Source organism: Rhizobium sp. FKY42, from assembly GCF_005222835.1.
Taxonomy (GTDB): Bacteria; Pseudomonadota; Alphaproteobacteria; order Rhizobiales; family Rhizobiaceae; genus Neorhizobium.
The window spans coordinates 91,654-116,822 of sequence record NZ_STGA01000065.1 but is presented as its reverse complement, the minus strand read 5'-3'; the positions used below and the strand labels follow the sequence as shown (position 1 = coordinate 116,822).

General features: G+C 57.7%; 15 protein-coding genes and 1 pseudogene. 5 read left to right on the top strand and 11 right to left on the bottom strand.

From position 1 onward, the window contains the following. Positions 1–331: pseudogene (locus E8M78_RS21300) on the bottom strand (hypothetical protein); the annotation flags it as partial. 371 nt (positions 332–702) lie between these two features. Here E8M78_RS21300 and E8M78_RS21295 point away from each other — a divergent pair. The 3 genes from E8M78_RS21295 to E8M78_RS21285 all read left to right on the top strand — a co-directional run bounded on the left by E8M78_RS21295 (position 703) and on the right by E8M78_RS21285 (position 8,812). After that, complete coding sequence (locus E8M78_RS21295) at positions 703–5,355, top strand: hypothetical protein (protein WP_137136959.1); 4,653 nt, start codon at positions 703–705, stop codon at positions 5,353–5,355. Positions 5,356–5,473: 118 nt separating this feature from the next. Then, positions 5,474–6,106 carry a hypothetical protein gene (locus E8M78_RS21290; protein ID WP_137136958.1) on the top strand — a complete coding sequence of 211 codons (633 nt, stop codon included), beginning with the start codon at positions 5,474–5,476 and terminating at the stop codon, positions 6,104–6,106. A 375-nt stretch (positions 6,107–6,481) separates the two neighbouring features. After that, the gene (locus E8M78_RS21285) at positions 6,482–8,812 is read left to right on the top strand and encodes a hypothetical protein (RefSeq protein ID WP_137136957.1); all 2,331 of its coding nucleotides are present in this window, start codon (positions 6,482–6,484) and stop codon (positions 8,810–8,812) included. A 68-nt stretch (positions 8,813–8,880) separates the two neighbouring features. Here E8M78_RS21285 and E8M78_RS21280 read toward each other — a convergent pair whose 3' ends face one another. From E8M78_RS21280 to E8M78_RS21245, 8 genes are all read right to left on the bottom strand, one after another. Continuing rightward, positions 8,881–9,561 (bottom strand): hypothetical protein, encoded by a 681-nt coding sequence (locus E8M78_RS21280; protein ID WP_137136956.1) that lies wholly within the window; start codon positions 9,559–9,561, stop codon positions 8,881–8,883. Between the two features lie 17 nt (positions 9,562–9,578). Continuing rightward, positions 9,579–11,063 (bottom strand): glycosyltransferase family 2 protein, encoded by a 1,485-nt coding sequence (locus E8M78_RS21275; RefSeq protein ID WP_137136955.1) that lies wholly within the window; start codon positions 11,061–11,063, stop codon positions 9,579–9,581. Further along, positions 11,060–11,689, bottom strand: a complete 630-nt coding sequence (locus tag E8M78_RS21270; protein ID WP_137136954.1) for an HAD family phosphatase — start codon at positions 11,687–11,689, stop codon at positions 11,060–11,062. Before E8M78_RS21270 ends, E8M78_RS21275 begins: the two co-directional genes overlap by 4 nt. 44 nt (positions 11,690–11,733) lie before the next feature. Further along, positions 11,734–12,354: a hypothetical protein gene (locus tag E8M78_RS21265; protein WP_137136953.1), complete on the bottom strand. Its 621-nt coding sequence runs from the start codon at positions 12,352–12,354 to the stop codon at positions 11,734–11,736. Between the two features lie 51 nt (positions 12,355–12,405). Continuing rightward, positions 12,406–13,098, bottom strand: coding sequence for a hypothetical protein (locus E8M78_RS21260; protein ID WP_137136952.1), 693 nt, complete (start codon positions 13,096–13,098; stop codon positions 12,406–12,408). Between the two features lie 207 nt (positions 13,099–13,305). Beyond that, positions 13,306–15,348 carry a glycosyl transferase gene (locus E8M78_RS21255; protein WP_137136951.1) on the bottom strand — a complete coding sequence of 681 codons (2,043 nt, stop codon included), beginning with the start codon at positions 15,346–15,348 and terminating at the stop codon, positions 13,306–13,308. A 212-nt stretch (positions 15,349–15,560) separates the two neighbouring features. Beyond that, the gene (locus E8M78_RS21250) at positions 15,561–16,955 is read right to left on the bottom strand and encodes a hypothetical protein (protein WP_137136950.1); all 1,395 of its coding nucleotides are present in this window, start codon (positions 16,953–16,955) and stop codon (positions 15,561–15,563) included. A 546-nt stretch (positions 16,956–17,501) separates the two neighbouring features. Then, positions 17,502–18,086: a YigZ family protein gene (locus E8M78_RS21245; RefSeq protein WP_137136949.1), complete on the bottom strand. Its 585-nt coding sequence runs from the start codon at positions 18,084–18,086 to the stop codon at positions 17,502–17,504. 199 nt (positions 18,087–18,285) lie between these two features. On the opposite strand from E8M78_RS21245, the gene E8M78_RS21240 reads away from it, so the two are divergent. Next, positions 18,286–18,633: a hypothetical protein gene (locus tag E8M78_RS21240; protein WP_137136948.1), complete on the top strand. Its 348-nt coding sequence runs from the start codon at positions 18,286–18,288 to the stop codon at positions 18,631–18,633. An 89-nt stretch (positions 18,634–18,722) separates the two neighbouring features. Beyond that, positions 18,723–21,236, top strand: a complete 2,514-nt coding sequence (secD, locus tag E8M78_RS21235) for a protein translocase subunit SecD (protein ID WP_137136947.1) — start codon at positions 18,723–18,725, stop codon at positions 21,234–21,236. Between the two features lie 48 nt (positions 21,237–21,284). On the opposite strand, the gene E8M78_RS21230 is transcribed toward secD, so the two are convergent. Continuing rightward, the gene (locus E8M78_RS21230) at positions 21,285–21,668 is read right to left on the bottom strand and encodes a helix-turn-helix transcriptional regulator (RefSeq protein ID WP_137136946.1); all 384 of its coding nucleotides are present in this window, start codon (positions 21,666–21,668) and stop codon (positions 21,285–21,287) included. A 239-nt stretch (positions 21,669–21,907) separates the two neighbouring features. Beyond that, positions 21,908–25,072, bottom strand: coding sequence for a DUF4214 domain-containing protein (locus E8M78_RS21225; RefSeq protein ID WP_137136945.1), 3,165 nt, complete (start codon positions 25,070–25,072; stop codon positions 21,908–21,910). Positions 25,073–25,169: the final 97 nt, after the last annotated feature.

Sequence of the window (25,169 nt, the reverse complement as noted above, 5' to 3'; positions counted from 1 at the left end):
TGGATAGACTGTCAGGGGTAATATCGGCCACGGGCTGACCTTTGGCGGCGGCCCTCGCTGAGGCGACAATCTCTTCCTGAATATCCCTGTCGTGGTGGTAGGGATCGACCATCCACGGGCCGCCCATCACCACCGAGTAATCACCGCCATAGCGGTAGAGCGGTCTTCGCGAGAGGCCTGCATTGCGCAGGTCTGCATCGACGTTCTGGAAGAAGGCACCGTCCATGACGGCAAAGATGCGGATATTGGGATCGTTCGCCTGCTCGCAGAGATAGCCGAGGAGAGCCTTGTGCGGCTCGGACAGGGAACGTGCCGGTGTTTCGTCATCCATGCAGACGGTTCATCCTCTGTGCTGGCGGCATTTGTTCATTTCTCGCTAGACGCGAGTTGCGGCGCTTTTATTTCGCGAAATAAGAGAGCTGGCAATACGGAATTTGATGCTTGGGGTCGCTTTCGTTGATAAGCAATGGCGTCCATCCGATTTCGATACGCACGCAGCCAGCTTCGCTCAAGGGTCGCATTCTACCTGTAGCGCAGGATGCCAGAAAAGCGGGAAAATGAACGTTTCCTAAAATGCACCTGTCCAGCTCCCTCCTCGGGAGGCTGGCCTGTCTGCAAGGGCATCCGGATGAGTGTTCCCTCGGCTTGTTTCAAATCCTGAATTTTCAGCCGCATCAACCTGACTGACCGGAAAGCGCCCTTATGACGTCCATTGGTTCACTGACGCCCAGCCAGATCCGTCTTCTATCAGCCTCCACAATCGCATCCTGGACATCCAGCGATGTGGCTGAACTGAAGTCGACGCAGATCCGCGAGCTTTCGGCGACGCAGGTTGCAGCGCTTCAGGAAGATGCCCTGGCCAATCTTTCCTCCGGTCAGCTCACAGCCATTTCGGCCCGAGCCGTCGTTGGCCTGACCGTTGACCAGCTGGCCGCCATCTCGACGGACAATTTCTCGAAACTGACCGCTTCGCAGGTCGCCGCACTGACATCGACGCAGCTTGCCGGACTTGGCGATGAGCACGCAGAAGCCTTGACCCCGGACCAGATCGCTGGCCTGAATGCACGGCAGGTCGCTGCACTGACATCGGCGGGCCTTGCAACATTCCCGCCATCCGATATCGCAGCCATCAGTTCCGGCGCGATTTCCGGCATGACGACGGCGGCTTTCGCGTCGCTGAGCACCGCGCAGCTGGCAGCACTCACCACGTCCCAGATCGCAGCCTTGAAGCCGGCCCAACTGGCGGCGCTTGAGCCGGATCAGGTCGCGGCATTCTCGACGACGCAGATCCGCATGCTGACCCCGTCTCAACTGGTCAGCCTATCCACCGACACGCTGGTGGAGATGACCACGGACCAGATCAGTGCCATCAGCACGCGCGCTCTGGCCTCTCTGACGACAACGCAAATGAGCGCCATTTCCGCCGATCAGGTCGGGGCGCTGTCCACATCACAGCTGTCGGTTCTGGGCCCACGCCAGATTGCAGCCCTGGATCCTGCCAAAATCAACGCGATCACGACGGCTGGCATCGCCGCCTTGAGCGTGGCGTCGATCGGCGGGCTGCCGAGCACGGCGATTGCAGCCCTGAGCGATGATCAAGTGCAGGCATTGACGGTCAAGCAGGTCCAGCGCATGACAGCGCGACAGATTGCGGCCTTCTCCACCTCCCAAGCCGCCGCACTGACCTCGAGCCAGTTTGCCGCACTCAGCGCCATCCAGATTGGTACGATACCCGCAAGCTTCATCTCGAATTTCACCTCCGACCAGATCGGCGCGATCAGCAAGACCGCAATCACGGGCTTGAGTGTAGACCAGATCAAGGCCATGTCGGTTGATCAGATCGAAGCGCTGAGCGCCTCGCAGATTTCAAGCCTTCGTGCAACACAGCTTGGAGCAATCACTCCGGCGAGTCTTGCCACGTTCACTTCCCAGGAAATCGGCGCCATCAATCGCTCGGCCATGGGTCTTTTGACGACTGCTCATCTGGAGGAACTCAGCGGCGATCAACTCGCAGGCCTGTTGCCCAGCCAGATTGCGGCCCTGTCTCCTTCGCAGTTTTCCGTATTCAATTCGCAACAGATCAAGGGACTGGATACGAGCCAGATCGCGGCAATCACCGCGGGTCAGGTCAGCGTCATGAAGACGGAAGTACTGGCCGCGCTTTCCGGGGACGGCATTGCCGCCCTGACACAGAAGGCCGTGACCAGCCTGACCACGGACCAGATCAGCGCCTTTTCGACAGATCAGGCCGATGCATTGACCTCGTTTCAGATCAATGGCCTGAGCAGCAGGCAGATTGCTGCCTTCAGCTCGGCCGGCATTGCGCGCTTCACCTCCAGCGACATCGCCGCCATCAAGCCCACGGCCATCGGCGGTATTTCGACCGCTGCACTGGCAGCCCTTCAGGAAGACCAGATTGCCGCCCTCACAGGCAGCCAGGTAACCGCCCTGCGCACGGAGCACATGGCGGCCCTGAAGAGCAGCCAGATTCAGGCAATGTCCTCGCAACAGCTGAGGGCCTTCACCTCGGCGCAGATTGCGGTTCTTCCGGCCAGCTTCGTCAGCGGAATGACGATCGAGCAACTGGGTGCACTCAGTGCCAATGCCATCGCCGGTCTGACCTCGACACAGATTGCAGGCCTTTCCACCGATCAGTTGAGCAATCTTTCGACATCGCAGGTCAGCGGCCTGACGTCAGGTCAGCTCTCGCAGCTGGGGTCCGGCAAGATAGCCAGTTTGCAGCCGGCCCAGATTGCAGCGCTGAGACCGGCAGTTCTGGCCGGTCTGGACGCATCCGTCATCGGTGGATTGCAGCTTGATCAGGTCGAAGCCCTGCCCACCGCAGCGCTCGCAGCCCTGAAAACAACACAGACGGCCGTGCTGACCTCTGCCCAGATCGGCGTTCTGTCGACGGCGCAGGTTGCGGCCCTGAATGCCGCACAGATGACGAGCCTGAGCACGGGAAGCTTCTCTGCCCTGTCCGGCCAGCAAATCGCAGCACTTTCGGCTGGCGCCGTAACGGGACTTTCGTCTGCACAGATCTCGCTCATGACCGAAGAGCAGGCCGAGGCTCTCTCCAGCACCCAGATTGCCCGACTGCAATCGGGCCAGCTCAGTGCCATGACCAGCACCCAGCTTGCCACGTTCACCAGCACAGAAATCGCAGCCATATCACCTGCCGCACTGGCAAGCCTCTCCACGGCCCTGACGGCGGCATTGCCGCTTGAAAACGTCCGGGCTCTCTCTTCGGCACAAATCGCCGCCCTGACGACCGGCCAGATTTCCGTTCTGACGCCCGCTCAGGTCGAAGTGCTTTCCGTGGCGCAGGTCCAGGGATTGACGACCGCGCAGGTGGCATCCCTGTCGTCCGGTGGCATTGCCGCCCTGACGATCGACCAGATCAATGCGCTGCCCGCCACATCGGTTGCCGCATTGACCACGGATCAGGTAACGGCTCTCTCCAGCGACCAGATCAAGAGCCTGACCAGAACGCAGTTTGCAGCGCTGACCGCAGCGCAGGTCACGGCCTTGCCGGATGCGATCTGGAGTGACCTGTCCACCAACATGATCTCCGCACTGACCCCCGCAGCGCTTGGCGGGTTGGAAAGCAGCGTCGTCTCATCCCTGACGGACCCCTATCTGAAGGCCCTGACGACGGCACAGGTGGCCGGACTAAATACGAGCCAGATCAACGCCCTGACGGCGACGCAGATCGATTCGCTTTCCACCGCCCAACTGGCCGCGCTTGACAACACTCAGATCGGTGCCTTGAGTGGAGACGCAACAGCCTCATTGTCCGAAGAGCAGATGCAGGCGCTGACGGCCAAGGCCATCAGCGGCCTGACGACAACGCAGATAGATGCACTCTCTGGTACACAGATCAGTGCGCTGACCTCAGCCCAGCTTGGCGCTTTGACATCCGCGCAACTTGCCACCCTGGATGCCGCCAATCTCCAGCTCTTTTCGACCGACGCATTGGCGCAGCTTACTCCGGATGCCCTGGCAGGCCTTTCTCCGTCCAGTCTTGCCTCCCTTGGCCAGACGAAGCTGGCCTCCCTGACAACAGCCCAGATCGCAAAGCTGACCACTACCCAGCTGACCGCTCTGCCCGCGGCCCAGATCGGCGCCCTGACGACGAGCCAGATTGCAGCCCTCAGCAGTGCACAGGTGGGCGCGATGTCGCCCGCAGCGATTGCGGGACTTCTGGGAAGCCAGATACAGGCCATTCCCTCCGCAGCCATTGCCGGACTGACCAGCGATCAGATCGGCGCAATGGGCATTGCACAGTTCGACAGCCTGTCCACGGCCCAGATCGGCGCTCTTACATCCACACAGCTTGCGGCTTTCGGCGCGGATGCAATCGGAACCCTTTCGACAGCGGATATTGCCGCCCTGAACGTGTCTGCGCTGGCGGGGCTATCCGCAACAGGGCTTGCATCGATGACGGGAGAGCAGATCGTGACGCTCTCGACCACGCAACTGGCAGCCCTGCGACCAAGCCAGATCACGGCCATGACGACGACGCAGGTTGCATCTCTTTCGACCACGCAGATCGGTGCTCTTTCCGCCTTGCAAATCGGCATGCTCGGCTCGGCCAACATCGCTGCCCTGACGACGCAGCAGGTCATGTCGCTGGCATCCGGCGCGATTGCCGGCCTGACGACAGGCCAGATCGCCGCGTTTTCAACCATCCAGCTGGATGCGTTCTCGACGGAGCAGATAGGTGCCTTGACATCGGCCCAGATCGGGGTGCTGAGCCTTGGCGCCATCGGCACCTTCTCGACCGGTGACATCGCGGCGATCCGTCCGGAAACCATCGCCGGCATGACGACGGCGCAGATTGCCGCGCTGGATCATGAACAATTCGCCGCCCTTGTCCCGACACAGGTCGGCAAGATGAGCTTTGCGCAAATCCGTGCAGCGTCGAGCGGGCAGATCGCAGCCTTGGGAACAGGTCAGGTGGCCGCTCTGAATGCAGTTCAGATCGCAGCGCTTGGTTCTGACAAGCTGGCAACGATGACGACAGCCAAGATTGCGGCACTGGATCCGACTGCCATTGCAGGCCTGAGCACGGACGTGCTTTCCAGCCTGACATCGGCACAGGTGGAAGCGCTGACACCGGCTCAGGTCAACATCCTGTCCTCAGCTCAGATTGCCTCTCTGGGCGCTTCCCTTGCAACCTTCTCGACACAGGACATTGCGAGCCTGAGCAGCCGGGGCGTGGCCGGTCTGAGTTCGAACGGCATCTCTCAACTCAGCCAGGCACAGTTGAGCGCCTTTACCGCAGACCAGATCAAGATGATGAGCCCGGAACAGGTGGCAATGATCGCCGCGGCTTACGCAGCAAACAGCTGATAACCCGGATGCCACCGCGAAACCTCACAGGTTTCGGGTGGCATCGGAGGGGCTCTTCGGTCCAGTATCTCCACCCCCCATTTCTGGGGCGTGAGAGCTCTCGAAACGGATACGTCGAATGAAGAAGCCCGCCAGCGTGGCCAGCCTTACCGAATTCGGACGCGTCCGGCTTTCGAAAACCTTTTTCATGCGCGATTTCCTGTTCTCGGATATTGCCTCGATCCACGGCTTCAACAACGTCCCCGACAATCCGGATCGGGCGATTGCCGCCGGTACGAGACTTTGCGAAGAACTGCTCGAGCCCTTGCAGGACAGGTTTGGTCGTATCGCCGTTCGTTCGGCCTATCGCTCGGCGGAGGTGAACGGCTTTGGCAATGACATGCAGCGGGCCGGAAAGAGCAGTTACAATTGTGCGGTCAACGAAGCCAATTATGCAGGTCATATCTGGGACAGACTGGATGCAGAAGGCTGCATGGGGGCCACTGCCTGTATTGTGGTGCCATCCTTCTGGGACCGTTTCAACGCGGAAGGCGACTGGCAGAAGCTGGCCTGGTGGATTCACGACCACCTGCCCTACTCCTCACTTTATTTCTTCCCGAAATACTGGGCTTTCAACATTACCTGGCACGAAAAGCCAGTGCGCAGGATCGACAGCTATGTGAAACCGTCAGGCTGCCTGACCAAGCCCGGAATGGCAAATCATGCGGGCAGTCACGAGGAAGAATGGGGGGCCATGTTCCAAAGCCGATAACGTGCACAACTCACGCGCATAACGTGATTTTTCCAGAAAATATCGCTTCGTCACATACTTATGGTATCAACGAGCTGAGAAATTAATCAAAAATTAAACCTGCTTTCGTTACCTTTAACCGGATGACTAAAGTGCCTCGCTGGCATTTTAGAAATTTCCAATACCTACGGCGCAAGAAGCGGATCGTTTCCGCTGCATGATGTACATCTCTTGCGCGAGGCTCATACGAGCCATGATCTCACGCCTTAAATATGCTGTCTGCCGTCTTGCCGCAGGCCTTGCAAAAGCTTCGCGGTCTAGAAATTGCTCCGTCCCCGATACAGCTTTGCGGCTTTGGCTTTGGCAGGCATTATTTAATCTGTAGGGAAAGTGCTGATGAGCGACCCAGTTTCCAGTTTGACGCCCGCCGAAATCCGGAGGCTGGATACGGCTGCGATCAGTGCCTGGACGACGGCCGACGTCGCCTCCCTGCGGACAGACCAGATCAAGGTTTTACGGTCAAATCAGCTGCAGGCATTGGGTGCCAACAATGTCGCCGTACTCAGCGCCACACAGATCGCCGCGGTCACGGCCAGCTCCCTGGTGGGTCTCAACGCCAGTCAGCTGGCGGTTCTCTCGTCCCAGCAGATCGAAGGGCTTTCTGCTTCGCAGGTTACGGCTTTCTATACGAGCCAGCTCAGCAGCTTCTCGGATTCGCAGGTATCGGCCTTTACCGTCGATCAGATCAAGGCAATGGCTTCGAGCGATATCGCAGCTTTTTCGCCAAGCGCCCTTGCCACGTTCACGACGGATGAAATTGCTGCCATTTCCGGCAGTGGTATCAAGGGTCTGAGTACCAGCCAGATTGCAGCCCTCTCCAACGCGCAGATCGCTGCGCTCACGACGAGCCAGATTGGCAGCCTTGCCAGCGGCGCGCTGTCTGCCCTGATTGATTCCAACGCATCGAGCCTGACCACGACGCAGATCTCCGCACTGACCTCGCGCCAGGTGGCCTGGGTCGACTTATCGGCCCTCTCGACCCAACAGATCGCGGCACTTTCCACGAGCTTCGTCAGCGTTCTCAGCAGCAGCCAGATTGCAGGCCTTTCAGACGACCAGGCCCAGGCGCTGACAAGTACGCAGATTGCAGCCATGCGCACGGCCGGCCTTTCGGGTCTGCAGACTGCGGATATTGCGTCACTGACCAATGACGAAGTGGCGGCTATCAAGGCCAATGATATTCGCGGCCTGTCCACCGCCGCAATCGCGACCTTGAACAGCAGCCAGATCCAGACCCTGTCCAGCGGCCAGATTGCCGGGATGACATCCCAGCAGCTTCGCGCCTTTTCCGACAACCAGATCGGCCTCTTCAGCAATGACCAGATTGCTGCAATGTCTGCCCGTCAGCTGATGGAACTGAATGCCGATGCGCTGACGACGGGCCAGATCAGCGTCCTGTCTACCAACACGCTCAGTGGATTGAGCAGCACCTTCATTGCGGATTTTTCCACGGATCAGATTGCGGCCTTGACCACTGGCCAGATTGCTGCCTTCAAGAGCCGTCAGGCAGGTGGACTGGACATCACAGCGCTATCGCCGGATCAGATCGGCGTCCTGTCCGATAGCCTCATCAGTCTCCTGACGAGCACGCAGATTGCAAACCTTTCATCTGCGCAGGCAGAAGCCTTTACAAGCGGCCAGATTGCCATCATGCGCTCTACTGCATTGTCCGGCTTCGAAAGCGAGGACATAGCCACTTTCACGACCGATGAAATGGCGGCCATTGTCTCGTCCTCCGTACGAGGGCTTTCGACAAGCGTGATATCGGCATTGTCCGATGACCAGATCCAAGGGCTTTCGACAAGTCAGTTTGCTAACCTGACATCCCAGCAGATCGGCAGCCTTTCCTCGACCCAGCTGGCCGCGATTACGACAGGCCAGATTGCTGTGATGAATGGACGCCAGATCGGCACGCTCGATCTTTCGCTATTGTCGACGGATCAGATCGCGGCCATCTCGACGCCTCTGTTCAAGACCTTGCAAAGCAGCGCCATCGCATCGCTCTCTTCAGAGCAGGTTGCCAATCTGACCACAACCCAGATTGCCTCACTATCGCTGCGGCAGGCACCCGGTCTTAATCTGGCAGCCCTTTCGACAGCGCAGATTTCGGTTCTCTCCTCACAATTCATCAATCTCCTGTCGAGCGCGCAGGTTGCCGGTCTGACAAGCCAGCAATTGGGCGCCATGACGACAGGCCAGATCGCGGCGCTGAAACCTGACTCGCTGTCCGGCCTTGCCGGAGATGCATTGAGCTCCTTCACCTCATCGCAGATCGCTGCCATTTCAAGCCGGACGATCCGCAGCCTCTCGACCGCTGCCATCGAACAGCTGACCACGACCCAGATCCAGGCGCTCACAACCGCACAGGTTTTCGGGCTGACAACAGCTCAGATCGTTGCACTGTCCTCTGAACAGATCGAAACGCTCGATTCAGCCCAGGTCAGCGTTCTCACCGGCGCGCAGATTGCCGCCATGCTTCTGGAAGATCTCCAGTCCTTCAGCACCGGCGACATCGCGGCCATCTCGACGCGCTCGATCACCAGCCTGAAGACCAACCAGATCATGGGATTGAGCGATGATCAGCTGGATGTGCTGACATCGGCGCAAGTTCGCGCGCTCAGTAGCAGCCAGCTGGATGCCATTATCGCTGCCTATGCGCAGGTGTAAGGGAATAAAATCAGGAATCGATTGTGCCTGCTGAAGACATGATCGACCATGCTGGCGGGACTGGTGGTTCAGAGATGAAATAGCTTGCCGACCGGCTGCACGGCTCGAATTGCCGGAGCCAGCACCTGCTTCCCGGCGGCAATCACCCCGTTCACCATGGGGCAGATGAACAACAGATTGCGATAGCTCAGTTCGTCTCTCTGCTGCAGGCTGTGAACGGCAGCTGTCAGATAAATCTGCGGATTGGCAAACATATAGACACCAGCCGAGGCATGGTCGGAAATGACCTGCTTTTCACGCGCGCGCAGAACACTGCCGTCTTCTATTTCGAGATAACTGTAGCAGGGCTCCGTGGACTGAAAGACCGGAACAATTGCCCCCCAGTCTCGGGCTTTGAACAGATGTTCCGGGTCTTCCGGGCCTTCCGTGAAAAGGATATCGGCCAGATCAACGATGACTGGCTCATCCGGAGCGACCAGCGACATGGCGCCAAGCGCCGAATAGAGCGCACCACCGGTCAGATGAGAGAGCCGGACGATCCGGCAATCTGGCCACATCGCCCTTAGAGCCTGCTCCAGCTGATCGAGCCCTTCGACATCCCTCAGAACGAAAATGTAGTCGCGGCTCTCCAGCCTGTCCCTCCAGGCACGCTGTTCCAGCGCTACCTGCAGGAGCGGCCTGCCCTCGACCGGAACCAGTGGGCGGAAACCGAAGGTCTGCGTCCACAAATCAGGGCCAGCCAGAGGCACGACACATTTCATGGCCGTCAGATCAGTTTCAGATAGGTGTTGAGATCGGCGGGCGTGCCGATCCCATGCATGGCCTCGGGCGCGATCATGTAGATCCCGATTTTCGCACTTTCACGGATCAGGTCATTATAGACCGGGCAGACGTAGAATTCGTTGTTCGTGCGTTCGTTGCGGGCAATCATATCGGTCGCCGCATTGATGAAGTCGCCGGCACGCTTGAAGTAGTAGATCCCGACGGTGGCATTGTCGGAAATCGCAACCTTCTCCTTCACTTCCTCCACGAGCCCCTGCTGGTTGATTCGGGCAAAGGACCATTTCGGGTCGCGATCCTTGTCCTTGAAGCACAGGATTGAGCCATCCAGATCTCGGCTGATGGCATCGCGGATGAAATCCTCCACGGCAAAATCGACAATCTGGTCGCAATTCGCGATTAGCAGCGGCGCATCGGGATTGAGGTGGCGTCTCGATGTCAGGACCGTGCAGGCAGCCCCCTCCGTCACGAAATCGATCGGCGAGAAGACAAGATCGCCGCGGGCTTCCAGCTCCTGCACCACGTCAGGTTCTGCATCCAGATGCTCCTGGCGCGCGATGAGGACAAAGCGGCCATTGGCGATCCGCAGATTGTCCATGACCCGCTCGATCATCGTCTGGCCCTTCACATCGATGAAGGGCTTGGGCTTGGCATAGCCTTCCTTGGCGAAGCGGCTTCCCAACCCCGCCATGGGGATGACCACCTGAATGGCAGGAGCCGCCGTCTGGATCACGCCGCGCTTGCCCTTGATCTCGTTGCGGTAAAACTCGATGCGCTGCGGTGAATAGAACGAGATGTAGGCTTCGCTCTCGATCTCGTACTGGCTGACCTTGCCGCCTTCGAGCACCACCTCATTGAGGACCGGCGAGAGATAGTAGCGGCCTCCCAGAGAATCCGCCTTCAGAAGATATCGCTTGGTGGCCTCGATAAACAGGGAGCCCGTCTTGAAGTAGTAATAGCCGGCGATAGCCTTGCGGCTGAGAACGCGCTTCTCGGCTGTCTCGATGACCATACCGGCTTCGTCCTCGCGGATATAGGACCAGCGCGGATGCACCGACTTGAACGTCACGACACCGGCTTCGACGCCGGACGACGTGAATTCCCAGGCAATCGCACCAAGATCGGCATCGATGATCTGGTCGCCGTTGCAGATGATCAGCGGCTCGCCTTCAACGATATGATCGACGGCCATCAGCGCAGAGCAGACCGCCCCCATGGTGGGATGCGCCAGCTGTATGACGCTCGTATCCGGTCCTGCGAGCAGCATCAGGATCGAGTCCAGACTGTATTCGACTGCATCCTGCTTCAGGATGACGAAGATGAAGGAGGCGGATGGATCGCGGCGACGGATATTGTTGACCACCAGCGCGATCATCGGCATGCCGTCGATTTCGATCAGCGGCTTGGGGAAATGGAACTCGTCCTTGGGGAAAAGGTCGTCCTTCGAGGCGATCGGGATAAGGTACCTCATGCTGCAGACGCCTCTATCTTTCTGATTTCGTTCTGGATCCTGTCATAGGTCACATCATTGGTGGAGCCGACCACGAGCACATGGGCACCTGACGCCCGTGCGGCCTGAATGCCGTGCTCGTTGTCTTCAATGATGAGGCACTCACCGGGTTGAAAGCCGAACCGCTCGATGGCGGTCAGGTAGATTTCCGGGTCGGGCTTGGCCTTGGCAACATCCTGATTGGACAGGAAGAAATCCAGATATTGCAGCAGGTCGGACTGGCGCATCATGGCTTCGACGGTGGAGCGCACAGAGTTCGAACAGACGGCGATGCTGCGCCCTTCACGCTTTAGACGAGCAAGCGCATATTGGTGATGAAAGACAGGGCGGCATTTGCTGATCACGGCCTGATAGGTCATGCTCTGCTTCAGGGCGTTGACGAATTCGTGTAGCCTCGTCGGCAATCCTTGCGACTTGCTGAGCATTTCCAGCTTCTTGCGTGTGGGCAAGCCGTCATAGACCGCAAGATGTTCTGCGCGGCTGATATTGAGGCCGAAAAGCGCAAGCGCATCATTCAGCGTCTCGTAATGCCATTCCTTGGCATCGATGAGAACGCCATCCATATCGAACAGCACCGCCTTGATCATCGTGCCTTCCCCATGACCTTACTCCACCCTCGCCTTGTCTTAGCCTATGCCCAGAATTCCGCTGCCGCATCCGGCAGATCGGTGCACAGGAATACGTTTTCGCTTCGAATATCCGCCCAGGCCTTCCACGCTGCCTTGTGATCGCGCTTGTGCAGCTCAGGCGAGACGAGTGCGACCGTTTTGCCCGCCTCCAGATGGCGATGGACATCGTCCGGCTGGATCCAGTCGGAATAGAAGCAGTCGATCCAGACGCCATGCGCCTTGTCGTAGAAAGGAGGCACCGGCTCGATTTCGGAATGACGCGTGTAGGTCACGAAACCTTCGCGGAAATAGCCAAGCGCATCCGGCACGGCCATGTCGAAACAGAAAAGATCCTGAACGCCAACCTGATCAAGCAACGTCCTGACAGGGCGCTGCAAGCCATCCGCCTTGATGTTCAGGGCAATGGTGCCAGCTTGGGGATAGGCCTTGTGCAGCTTCAGAAACGTATCGAACGCCATGAGCCCTTCGCCGACGGGGATGTCATGGGCAATGCGCAGAATACCATTCTGGTCGCGCACATCGGTTTCGACGCCAAAACCAGCTTCGAACGCTCTGCGGAACGCAATCTCGCTGTTCTTTTCCGAATCCTCTTTCCACCATCCCCGGTGCGCCAGAATTTTCATCGGTATTCCTTGCCCATTCTTCGTCCGCGGTTTTGCGGCCAGCGGTAACGTTTATTCGCCCCGGATCTCGGTCACGACCCGGCCTGTATAGGGCGCGTAGCCATCCAGCTTCGGCCGGTTGAAAATGCGGTAAAGGGGATTATCACATTCAGGGTTGAGATAGACCGTGTTGGAATCCCAATAGCCGTCTTCGATGAACCGCAAATTGCCGTTCAGGGTGCGCGTCATGTAGTAGAGAAGATGCAGGTCCTTGCGGCCCGCAACCTGGCACAGCGTCAGCCCGGAGTAGAAATCGGGCAGCGCCTTCCGACCGATGATATGCACCGCATCGCCGACGCGGCGATGATCGCGCCAGGCCGCCAGATATTCCTTCCATGGGAAGTAGATGGCATCATCACTGAGCTGCAGGCCCCAGGAATAGAAGCTTTTCTTGAATTCAAGATCGAAGCGAACACTTAGCACCGCATCGCAATCATCCTGCTCAAAGATATGCTTGATGCCATGCTTGAAGGTTTCGATCTGGCTGCTTCCCTTCGGATCCAGCACAACAAGCTCGCACGGCTCGAGAGTGGTTTTTATCTCTTCAAGAGCCGGACTGTCATAGGTAACCAGGAAGATGCGGGCGCCCGGATTGAGGCTGCGAACCGGCTGGACGATCTTCTCCAGAAGCGATTTTACGTTGTCCCGGCCATCCATCGGAAAACCAAAACGATCGGCTTCGAGGAAGTTATTTCCACGAATCATGACTGATAGCTTCATCCCGTCCCCACGTGATCAGCCTGACGAGAAGGAGCTGGAGCATACGATCACACACAAGGGGCGCCAGAGCGGGTATCCTGAAGCTGTGACCGGACCCTGTCTCCACTGTCCGTTGATAATAACGTCTTGTTAGAGCTTAAAACTTGTCTGTAGCTGGCAGGGCAATTGGCTGCCCTGCCACTCTGCTTGGTGTCAGGCAGTCCCTTCCGGCCAAAGGCGCGGATCGGCCAACAGAGGCTCGATCGCGTCCCGTGCGGCCAGCTTGTCACGGTAGTGCTGACGATAGGCGGCCTCATCCTGCATTTCCTGCCCCTCATGGATCAGTTCAGCACCGATCTCATAGTAGACATCGAGGTTGCGAAGATTGGGAACAGGCAGCTTGCCCTGCTCGGCCGCCTCCTGCATTTCGTAAAACAGTTCTTCCAGGCGACGCGCAAGACCTGGCATATCGCGCAAGGTGCAGGTTTCACGCTTGGCGGCAAGCGTTGCCTTGACGGCTTCAATCGCCTTGCGATTGCGGCCGAAGGAAATCGCCTTGGCAACATATTCCTCCGCCGAGCCGCAGATCATTTCGGGAATACCGGCTGCAGAAACGATGCTGGCGCAGAAGCGGGACGGGAAACCTATGCCGGGAACCGTCAGAACCGGAAGGCCCATAGTGATGGCATCTGCGGCCGTGGAATGGGCGCCATAGGGGAAGGTATCCAGGAACAGGTCGGCAAGCGCAATGCGGGCCAGATGCTTGGGGTTGGGAACCTTGGTGGCGAAGTAGATGCGATCCGGATCAACTCCGTTCTCGGCGGCGATCTTGCGCAGTCTCTGATGGATGGGGTCTTTGTCGCCCAACAGCCAGAGAATGCTGCCCGGAGTGGCCGCCAGGATCTTCATCCAGCGCAGGAAGCAGGCTTCCGTAATCTTCTGCATACCATTGAAGCAGGCATAGATGAAGGCATCGTCCGGCAATCCATATTCCGCGCGGGTGGGCTTCGGTGCAATTTCGCGTTTGCGATCCACCGGCTGCTCGCAAGGGATGCGCAGCACCTTTTCGCTGTAGTAAAGCTCACGCTCCGGCGGAACGATGTAGTCGTCGGTGATGAGATACTGGTGGAACGGGCTGGCAAGCGTTCCCGGATAACCGCAGAAGTTCACGATAACAGGTGCAGGGCGATAGGCAAAGACACCGGCGCGTGCCTGCTTGGTGTAGCCGTTCACATCGATCAGGATATCGATTTCATCGTCGATGATCTTCTTGGCGACATCGATATCGCTCATGCCGTTTATATCGCACCAGCCATCCATGACGGCGCGGATACGGTCATGCGTCTTGTCGTTGCTGCGCGGAATACCGCAATAATAGCCGTAGACCTCGACCTTTTCCTTGTCGTGAAGCTCCAGAACCTCGCAGAGTGCGAAGCCGACCGCATGTTCGCGCAGGTCCGAAGACAGATAGCCGACGCGAACGCGCTGGCCGGCCTCCAGCCTGTTGCGCACCGGCTTGCGCTGCAGTCCGCTCGTATCCGGCCTGCCGACGAGCTTCTTGTTGTAGCGATAGGCCTTGCCCAGCTGGAACAGCGGATCATCGGCGAAGCAGGCGATGGTCATCGGCGACATGGCATCGGTCAACTGCTGACGCGTCACATGTTCGGACGTTGTGAAAATCGGCCATTTGCATTGATGCTGGCGCGTGGCAAGCCAGTGCTGCGACGCATCCTGCTTGCTTGGATCAAGCTCGATTGCGAGCCAGAGAACCGCTTCGGCTTCCTCCAGAAGGCCCGAGTTTTCCAGAACGCGCCCCATGTGCTTCAGCGCCATGAGGCGAAAGCTCAAGCGTTCAGCCGTGATCTCATTGGAGGTATTGGCGAAATTGCGCCATTGCTCGACCGCGCGCCCAATCATCTGGGCATCTTCGTAGACGCGCCCCAGATTGATGTGCGCAGGCGCAAATTCCGGCTTGGAAGCGATCGTTGCCCGCAGAGCCTGGATCGCACCAGCCGTATCGCCGGTCTGGTTGAGCAAGACGGCATAGTTGAAGGATGCGACATGAAGCATCGGGTTCTTGTCGTTGAACGCGATCCAGGTCTTGTAGAGATCGAGCGCCACCGTGGCGGCACCTGCGGCGCTTAGCTTCTCAACCGTCTGAATAAGCTCTGCGAGAGGCAATTGCTGCTGACGCGCACGCTGAAAAACAGCCTGTATCACTGCTACCGGATCGACGCTTGTCGCTGGTACGGTCATGTTCATTTGTTTCCCCACATCGCCCTGGACATTCCGGCAGTCCCTGGCCGGACGTCGCTTTGCTCGCATGATGTCTTTCTTCTGCGACAAAGAGCTTGTCTGAGGCTGATGCAGCGCAATTGGTGCGGGAAATAATGCAAAAAGGGCGATGCAATGCACCGCCCTTTTCATGATGGGAGATCCGGCACGGTTCGAGCCGTGCCAGGTATTTATCAGGATACAGTCGTGTCGTTGTAGGCAGCGATGACCCAGTTGACGTTGTCCTTCAGAGCGGCAACCTGATCCGAAGAGATCGCATCGAGCTGGTCGTTCGTGAGGGTCAGGTAGTCGTCGGAGCTGATGGCGCCGATTGCGGCAGTCGAGATAGCTGCAACTTCTGCTGTCGAGAAGAGGGCGATATCACCGCTTTCGAGTGCTGTAACCTGAGCAGAGGACAGAGCAGCGATCTGGTCAGTGCCAAGAGCAGCAACCTGGTCGGTCGTCAGGGCAACGATCTGGGCCGTCGTCAGAGCCTTGATCTGGGCCGAGCCGAGGCCTGCGATTGCATCGGTCGTCAGAGCGGCCACGTTCGCCGTCGACAATGCCGTCAGGGCCTTGAGGTTCAGGGCATTGACGTCAGCAGAGGCAAGCGTTGCTGCCTGATCGGTCGTCAGACCTGCGATAGCCGTGCTGGAAATCGCAGCCAGGTTATCGGTGCTCCATGCGCCAAAGGCATCAGAGGTCACTGCGCCGATCTGCGTGGAGGTCAAGCCGGAAACCTGTGTCGAGGTGAGCAGGTTCTGCTGTGTGGAAGTCAGCTCGCCAATGGCCAGAGACGTGATCTGCTTGGAGCCGATTGCGTTGATCTGCGTTGCAGTCCAGCCAGCCATTTCGTCGCTGGTCAGAGCACCGAGCTGCGCCGTTGTCAGGCCGCCGACATGGACAGCAGACAGAGCACCACCGCCAACGCTATCAAGTTCGGTGATGTCCGAACCCAGAGCGGCAATCTGCTTGGCATCGAGAGCGGCCAGCTTGGCGGAGCCTGCACCGTTGAACAGAGCGGCAACGTCAGCCGTTTCCAGAGCTGCGATGGCAGCCGTGGTCAGAACATCCAGCTGGTCGCTGGTCAGGGCAGCAGCCGCGTCAGACGTCAGGGCCGTTACCTGCGTTGCCGTCAGCTTGGAAGCCTGAGCCGTAGTCAGGTCGATGATGGCATCGGTCGAGAACTTGTCACCCGTCAGAACGGCGATCTGCGTCGTCGTCAATGCATCGAGCTTGTCAGCCGTGGCAAGAGCCGTGATATCGGCTTCAGCGAGGCCGGCGATGATGTCGGTCTTCAAAGCCTTCAGCTGGGACTCTTCGAAGTTGGTGATGCCATTGGTGATGGCGCCGAGCTGAGCTGCAGTCAAACCGGCGAGCGCGCTGCTGGAGAATGCCGCAATCTTGGCGGTATCCAGGCCTGCGATAGCATCGGTGGTTACGACAGCGAGCTGCCCGGAAGACAGAGCCGCAATCCTATCGCTGGCCAGGGCGTTGATGGCCGTGCTGCTGAGGCCAGCTACCGATGCCGTCGACAGCAGCTTTACCTGGCTGACGGATAGTTTGGACATAAAGGAATCAATTGCCACGGATTTCTCTCCAGATTCGATGGTTTAAATGCTGCTGGATGCCCGGATTTACGCTGGATACTACAAAAAGCAGTTCAACCGCCCGTCGGCACTACACAACACTGCAAGGAACATGGCTCGAGCGAGCCGTCGCATCGGAATGGCATCATGCATCCAGAAACCCCGCGGTTTCTGACCCCTAGCCTGAATAACGAAATCCAAACCGGTCAATCATCTACCGGCTACCACCTGAAGCCCTGTAGGAGCGGGCGGTTAACATGGCTCGTCTTTCCACTTAAACGTAGGGCCAAGCTTTTAACATTGGATTAATGGACCAGAAAGAAGAGCGGTTATTACACGCTCCCGTTGATAATCGGAAAAATCGTTTCAATTCAAATTTATAGCTATATGAGAAAAAGTTAAAATACTTCGCGTTTCGCTGCGAGATTTGCTAAGTTTGCGTAAAGATGGACATACATATTTTCTATTTGATTTTCATAAACATCAGCTTTTGTTTGAACAATAGATGAAGCAACAGTGATGGAGGATTTTTCCTCGCACTGAATGTCATTGTTGCTTCAGGGATGCTCGTCCGCTGGTCAGGTTCCGGATCGCTGCAACGATTGCGTCGGCATTCTCTTTTGGAATCTGCAGATACAACGAGGCGCCATCGCCGGTGAAGGTTTCCTGAATGATGGCAACCGATCCAAGACTGTGGAGCCTTGCCTTGATGAAAGCGTGATCAGAAAAAGTGAGGCCAACGATAACAGTGACCGAAGGAATCATCCGCTCCTTCGTTGCACCATTCAGGCACAGTGCAGCAGTCCCTCCGTAAGCCCGCACCAACCCTCCACTTCCCAGAAGAATTCCGCCGAACCAACGGGTGACCAGAACCACGATGTCCGTCAGTTGCTGACCATCTATCGCCTGAAGAATTGGCTTGCCGGCTGTCCCACTCGGTTCACCGTCATCATTGAATCGATAGCTCTGTCCAATCCGCCAGGCCCAGCAATTGTGATTGGCGTCACGAACAGAATGAGCCGCAATGAATGACTTTGCGTCCGCCTCATCTGCTACCGGAGCGGCCAGTGCCAGAAACCGGCTTTTCTTGATATCCTGCTCGAAACGTGACGGGGAAGTGAGAATAAACATCAGGACGATGTAGAAGCTGCGCGGCAATTGCTCAAGCTCGGCCTTTCATCATCGGCTATCCCGCCTATCTGTCGCATAATCGTCTGAAGGATTGTTTCAGGATATGAAATATGCTCAGCAGTGACGGCACAGGCATAAACTGGGACTTAAGACGATCTTGACTTGCGACGGCAACCGACGAGGCAGACCTGAAAGACTGGTGGCATATCTATGCCAGCTGGCACTTCTGCTTGTTGGCTTCGCACTGGCCGGGACACCGGGTATCTTCCATGGAAGGCAGGCGGAAGAGCCCGAAGCCTTCAGGCAGCGGCCAGTCTCCCTTCTGCTGGTCGATCGGCACGACGATCAACGTTTTGCCCAGCCGATTGACAAGCGTGGACAGAAGAACTGGCGCGGCACACAATCCGATCCCTTCCTGCCGACGGCAATCTCGGCCCTGCATCCGGTCGGCAGTTTTATCCTGTTCGCCGATGCCGCTCCTCCTCTGCTTCCGGGCAGAGTTGAAACCGGCTTTCTCGCCCGCGCGCCGCCTTTCCTGACGATCTGATCTTTGCGACGGGCTATGCCCGTCAAGACAGATGACTGACCGACGCCGCACAACCTGCAGCGCGCGGTCCGATGTTTCAGGATAAAACAATGAAGAACTCCTTATGGAAGGTGGCGATCTATGCGGTCGTCATCATCACGGGCATGCTGGTCGCATTGCCCAACGTGCTGAGCGACAGGATGCTCGCACAGCTACCATCTGCCCTCCCTCATCAGCGTGTGTCGCTGGGGCTTGATCTGCGCGGCGGCTCCCATCTGGTCCTTGAAGTGGATCGGGCTTCACTGGTCACGGAATGGCTGCAAAACCTTCAGCAGGATGTGCGGTCCACCCTTGAAAAGAGCCAGATCACCATTGCCTCTCTTCGGCGGACACAAAGCGCCATTGAAGTCCGTCTCACGGATCCTGCCAAGGTGCAGCAGGCGATCAGCGAGCTGAACGGCATCACCAATCAGATCCAGGCTGCGGCATTGACAGCAAGCGATCTGACGATCGAGGCAACAGGAGCGGACACCTTGCGCGTCCTGCCATCCGAGGCCGGTCTTACCCATCGCATGACACAGGCCGTTACCCAGAGCCTGGAAATCATCCGCCAGCGCGTGGATCAGGTGGGTGTTGCCGAACCGACCATTCAGCGGGTTGGCGGCGACCGTGTTCTCGTCCAGCTGCCAGGCGAGCAGGACCCTTCCAATGTGCGGGCGCTGCTTGGCTCTACGGCAAAGATGAGCTTCCATCTCCTGGGCCGCGAAGGCGAGCCCGGCATCACGATGATGAAGGATGCGGAAGACCGCCCCTACCCCGTCCAGAACCGAGTGCTGATTTCCGGCGACCGCCTGACCGATGCCCGCGTGGGTTTTGATCCGAATACCAGCGAGCCAGTGGTCTCCTTCCGGTTCGATCAGGCAGGTGCAACACGCTTTGCCGAAGTCACCCGCCAGAATGTCGGGCTGCCTTTCGCGATCGTTCTCGACGGCAAGGTACTCTCCGCACCGGTCATCCGTGAACCAATCACCGGCGGTTCAGGCCAGATCTCCGGTTCCTTCAATGTCCAGGACGCCAATACGCTGGCGGCCCTTTTGCGCGCCGGCGCCTTGCCTGCGAAGCTGGACGTCATCGAAGAACGCACCGTTGGGGCCGATCTCGGAAGCGATGCCATCGAGATGGGCATTGTTGCCGGTCTCGGCGGCTTTGCGCTCGTCATGCTGTTCATTCTGGCGCTTTATGGCAGTTGGGGACTGCTGGCGGTTCTGGCGCTGGCGCTCAACGTCATCCTCACCTTTGCCGGTTTGACGCTCTTGGGTGCAACACTCACCCTGCCTGGCATTGCCGGTATAGTTCTCGGCATCGGCCTTGCCGTGGATGCCAATGTATTGATCAACGAACGTATTCGCGAAGAGAGCCGAAAAGGCCGAAGCGCTTTTGCAGCCATCGATCTCGGCTTCAACAAGGCCTATGCCACGATCATCGACAGCAATGTCACGGCGCTCATTGCCACTGCCCTGCTCTTCTGGTTCGGTTCCGGTCCGGTGCGCGGCTTTGCGGTGACCATGGGGCTTGGTATCGCCATCTCCATGTTTACCGCGGTCTCGGTCGTGCGCGTTGCCATGGTGGCCATTGCCACGCGCCGCCGTCTCAAAACGATCGATATCAAGCCGCTGCTGCCGATCCGGCTGATCAAGGACGGCACGACGATCGACTTCATGAAGGCGCGGCTTGCCGGTCTCGGCATTTCGGCCTTCCTGTCGATCGGCTCCATCGTGCTGCTCTTCACGCACGGGCTGAACTTCGGCGTCGACTTCAAGGGCGGCATCCAGGTGGAGGTGAAGACGTCTGGCCCGGCCGACCTCGCCGCATTCCGCAGCGGACTTGGCAATCTGGGTCTCGGCGAAGTGGCGCTCCAGGAATTCGGCAGCAATGACCGGCTGCTGATCCGCCTCGAGCGACAGGCAGGCCCAGAAACGAAGCAGACCGAGGCCGTGGAAAAGGTGCGCAGCGAGATCCGCACTATCGACCCGAGCGCTTCGATCGAACGCACGGAAGTCGTCGGCCCGAAGGTTAGCGACGAGTTGGCAACGGCTGGCATCCTCTCGGTCATCCTCGCCAGCCTTGCGATGCTGGTCTACATCTGGGTGCGGTTCGAATGGCCCTTTGCGGTCGGCGCCATTGCAACGCTTGTGCTGGACGTGACGAAGACGGTCGGCTTTTTCTCGCTGACGGGCCTGGATTTCAACCTGACCGCCATTGCCGCGTTGCTGACGCTGGTCGGCTATTCGGTCAACGACAAGGTGGTGGTCTATGACCGCATGCGCGAGAATATGCGGCTCTACAAATCAATGCCGTTCCGCGACCTGATCAACCTCTCGATCAACGAGACCCTGGCCCGAAGCCTCTACACATCGGCCACTGCGTTTCTGGCCATGATCCCCATGGCGATCTGGGGTGGTAGTGCGGTGGAAAGCTTCGCGATCCCGATGGTCTTCGGTATCTTCGTGGCTGCCTCCTCCTCGGTCTTTATCGCAGCACCCATCCTGCTCTTCCTTGGCGACTGGCGCACCAGACGCAAAGCCCGGAAGGCGGAGGTGGGCGCAGAAGTGAAGGCGGTGTAAACAAGTAGTCGGGTTCCGGCATTTCCGGGACCTGACTACCTCCTCCCTTTACCCATTACGGCGAAGAAGGACCTGCTCAAGCCGGACGAGCCGACGCTCCAATTCCGCCGCACTCACGTCGCCCCTGTCATCGGTTGCGATGTCATCGATCTGCAGCAAGCGGTAAATTGTAGGTTCGTTGTAAGACAGCATTTTGAGCGTAAATTCGCGCGCTGGAACCTTCACGGCCTCGGCATAGGCTTCATAGCGCTCGATCGGCAGACGACCGGTTCCAGCCTCGATCTGCGAAATAAAGGAGTAATATTCGATCCCCACTTTCTCGGCCAGTTCCCGCTGGCTGAGGCCCTGCGCCTCGCGGCACTGACGCAACCACTTGCCCGCTTGCTTGCGCAACAGACGCGTATTCGCCTCTTGCGGCATTTCATCAGACATTCCCTTAATGCTCCTATTTCGGAACCGAAGCACAGTCCTTAAGCCACAACTGACCACTAACTTTGAAGCGAAAAATGATACCATGGGAAGAACTGTGTACTTAGAAGACGTAAAGCAGACACGCTATCGGTGTGTCAATGCTGGCAAGTCATCGCATGAAATATTATAACGTACTACATAATAAAATAAACCCCGCAGGAAAAACCTGCGGGGTTCATTAAAGGCAGAAACAGGATCGATTATGCGAAATCGAAGCCAGCAACCGTCAAGCTCGAGAGATCGAGCGTACCGGTCAGCTTCACAACGATATCAGCGTTCTGGAACGAGGTGCTGTTGCTATTGTCCTGAACAACGTAGGTGTCACCACCGTAGTTGAACCACTTGATCTGGGCGTCGGTTCCACCATTGCCGGCTGCCGCCAGATTAAGAGCAGCTGTCAGGTTGGATGCCGCAGAAACGTCCACCTTGGTGGAGGTGAATGCTTCCGCACCCTTGTTCAGAAGGACCAGCTTGTCTGTGCCCACTACGAAGTCAGTGATGGTTGCCATATTGGTCGAGCCAACAACATCCTTGACGTTGATCGTGTCGCTTCCTGCACCGGTCGTGACAGTACCGCCAGCAGCGCTGAGTACAATGGTGTCATTGCCTGCGCCTGCATCAACAGTGGCCTTCTGAGCCAAAGTGATAGAGTCTGCGCCTGAACCAGTCTTAACTGTCAAGCCAACGCCAGCCTTGTCGTCCGCAGTTACGTTAGTGGTGTCGATCGTCAGCTTGCCTGTTGCGGCAGAACCATCAATGGTCTTCACAGCGCCACCTGCGTTAGCGGCAGTGTTCGTACCGTTGGTACCAGTGAAGGCAAGATCAAGGTTCTGGGCGCCAGTGATGTTGACAACCTGAAGCTTGTCGTCCGTCAGCGTTACGCTGTTCCAGGTGTTTGCACCACCTGCAGAAGCAATTGACACAGTCTCAATGCCGTTAAGAGTAAGTGTTCCAGCTACTACGTTAGCAGAGGTAGGAACAGTCGTGACTGCAGCACCAGCAAACGTGATAGCAAAGCTATCTGTTGTGTTGGTAGCAGCATCCTTCACGCCGATCGAAGTGCCACCAGCAACCGAGGTGCTGGAAACTTCAAGACCAACTCCCGCAGCAACGTTAGTGAACGTGCCGTTACCGGCATTTGCACCGACGAGAGCCAACTTCTGAAGCGTAGAGCCGGTCAGAAGCGCGGTGTCCAGCGTGCTGGCACCCAGTTCGAGAACTTCAAAGCCTACGAACTTTGCACCGTTACCAGCATTGATCAGCGTCGATGCAACGGAATCAGTGCCTGCACCGCCGTTGATGGTTACACCAGCGCCCGGAACCGTCGTGCCGCGCAGAGCATCGTTTCCAGCGCCCAGATCAATCGTAGCAGTAGATGTCAAGCCATCAAGCGTCACGACATCAGCGCCTGCACCACCCTTGACGGAAGACGTTACGGAGTCAGTCGTGATGGTGATGCCACCAGCCGTCAGACCCGATGCGTCGATCGTCTTGAAGATGCCGCCCGTGCCGAGGTTTACCGAAGCTGCTGCACCAGCAACAACGAGGTCTGCACCAGCCGCTGCAAAGTGACCGTCCGTCAGCGTTGCAGTCAGGTTTGCTGCAGCATTGACATTGACCTTGGTGACCGAAGCATTGCCGCTCAGGTTGATCGCAACAGCATTCGTCGAGCTGCCGTTTGCGGAAGAACCATTCGAGTTGATCGTTGCAGTGGTAACACCGCTTGCAGTCTGCGTAACGAAGCGACCAGCACCGCTTACACCTTCAAGATTGACGGTTGCAGCCGTAACGTCGGTAGCAGCAGCAAACGTGATGCCGGTGTTTGCAGAGCCGTTCTTCAGGCTGACAGCCTGTGTCGCGGATACGTTGCTGACGGTGACATTGTTGGTCGAGTCAACGGATGCGAATTCAGTTGCGCCCGTGAACTTGGAGCCATCGAGTGTGACGTTTGCGGTCGTTGCGGAAGTTGCGGCGACGCCCTGAACGATCGAGACGGCAGAAACAGGCGACAGACCACCTTCAGCAACAGTAACGGATGTACCTGTACCTGTTCCGGTAACCGTCAGGTTCGTTACGTTGGTACCAGCAGTCGCGGAGGTGTAAACAACCTGGTTCGTATTACCTGCAGCAGCGGTGTAGCCCGTAATGGTGCCGCTCGTCGTGAATTCAGTACCGGCAGTTTTACCAGTGATAGAGCCAGTTGCGAAGAACTCAGCAACTTCACCCGCCGTAAGAGTGTTACCAGCGGCTGCGGTGAGAGTGACGCCTGCAACTGTAAAGCTCTGCGTAGCATTCAGACCGGCAAATGTAACAGTCGCCTTTTCGGTGGTTGCAACTGCTGTTACCGTCAGGTCGGTCACGTTGCCAGAAACGTTGCTGGTAAACAGGACCTGACCAGCGGGAAGACCAGTGCTCGAAGCCGAATAACCGGTCAACGTACCCGTGACCGTATAGTCCGTATTTAGTGTTTTACCAGTGATAGAACCGGTTGCGAAGAACTGAGCTACTTCTGCAGCTGTCAAGCTGTTTACTGCAGTCAGCGTCCTACCCGCAACAGTGTAACCCTGTGTCGCAGTCAATGCGTCAAACGTTACCGTTGCCTTTTCGCTTACGCCCGTCACAGCAGCAACGCCGCCCTTTGCGGAAACGTTGATCTGCTCGATAGCCGAAACGGTCGCGACAGCGATTGTGCTGTCAGCAGAAGACGTATCCGTGTAGTTCAGCTTGTCGATGCCTGCACTACCGTTCAGCGTGTCAGCTGCCTGCAGAGTGGTCTGCGTAGCAACGAAAACGTCAGCGCCGTTGGTGCCGCCAAAGTTGTCCGTGCCAGTCGTCAGCGTGAACGTTGCGTCTGCAGCCTTGTTAGCCACCATGTTTGCAACAGCAAGATCAACCGCAGCCTGCGTTGGAACAGTGGTCGTTACGCCAGCGATGAAGGCGCGGCCAGCATCTGCAGCAGCGGTACCGGAGTAGGCAACGATCTCAGAACCGGTGTCGAGCGAAGCCGTGTAGAGGTTGGCAGCGGCAATCTTGTTGTTGACGGTCGTCAGGTCAGAACCCGTTGCACCATCCAGAATGTTGATCGCGATCGTGTTGATCGTCTGGCGACCGGAAGCAAGCTGGTTCGCGAAGAACGTCAGGCCCGTTGCGTCAGCATCGCGACCAAACAAGGACTGGTAGATCGAGTTGATGATCTGGATGTTGTTCATGCCCGTGAAGCGAGCAGTGTACTCAGCCGTAGAGGCGAGGTTGCCGATCGCGCTCAGGTTCGCACCGTTGTTGGTAACGGAGTTGAAGAAGGCAAGACCTGTCGGGTCAGCCGGACGGCCGAACAGCGCGACATATACGCCCTGAATAGTTGCCATTGTAGAAATTCCTCTCGAGATTTGGAACGACCGATTTGATGGTCGGCTGCAAGTGGTATAGCGAAGTGCTTTATTCGTCAATAAATCGCTGTACAAA

Bases quoted from the DNA above. Each gene is read 5' to 3' on its own strand.
- E8M78_RS21295 (WP_137136959.1), top strand. From the start codon at position 703: ATGACGTCCATTGGTTCACTGACGCCCAGCCAGATCCGTCTTCTATCA.
- E8M78_RS21290 (WP_137136958.1), top strand. From the start codon at position 5,474: ATGAAGAAGCCCGCCAGCGTGGCCAGCCTTACCGAATTCGGACGCGTC.
- E8M78_RS21285 (WP_137136957.1), top strand. From the start codon at position 6,482: ATGAGCGACCCAGTTTCCAGTTTGACGCCCGCCGAAATCCGGAGGCTG.
- E8M78_RS21275 (WP_137136955.1), bottom strand. From the start codon at position 11,063: ATGAGGTACCTTATCCCGATCGCCTCGAAGGACGACCTTTTCCCCAAG.
- E8M78_RS21270 (WP_137136954.1), bottom strand. From the start codon at position 11,689: ATGATCAAGGCGGTGCTGTTCGATATGGATGGCGTTCTCATCGATGCC.
- E8M78_RS21265 (WP_137136953.1), bottom strand. From the start codon at position 12,354: ATGAAAATTCTGGCGCACCGGGGATGGTGGAAAGAGGATTCGGAAAAG.
- E8M78_RS21260 (WP_137136952.1), bottom strand. From the start codon at position 13,098: ATGATTCGTGGAAATAACTTCCTCGAAGCCGATCGTTTTGGTTTTCCG.
- E8M78_RS21255 (WP_137136951.1), bottom strand. From the start codon at position 15,348: ATGACCGTACCAGCGACAAGCGTCGATCCGGTAGCAGTGATACAGGCT.
- E8M78_RS21245 (WP_137136949.1), bottom strand. From the start codon at position 18,086: ATGTTTATTCTCACTTCCCCGTCACGTTTCGAGCAGGATATCAAGAAA.
- secD (WP_137136947.1), top strand. From the start codon at position 18,723: ATGAAGAACTCCTTATGGAAGGTGGCGATCTATGCGGTCGTCATCATC.
- E8M78_RS21230 (WP_137136946.1), bottom strand. From the start codon at position 21,668: ATGTCTGATGAAATGCCGCAAGAGGCGAATACGCGTCTGTTGCGCAAG.
- E8M78_RS21225 (WP_137136945.1), bottom strand. From the start codon at position 25,072: ATGGCAACTATTCAGGGCGTATATGTCGCGCTGTTCGGCCGTCCGGCT.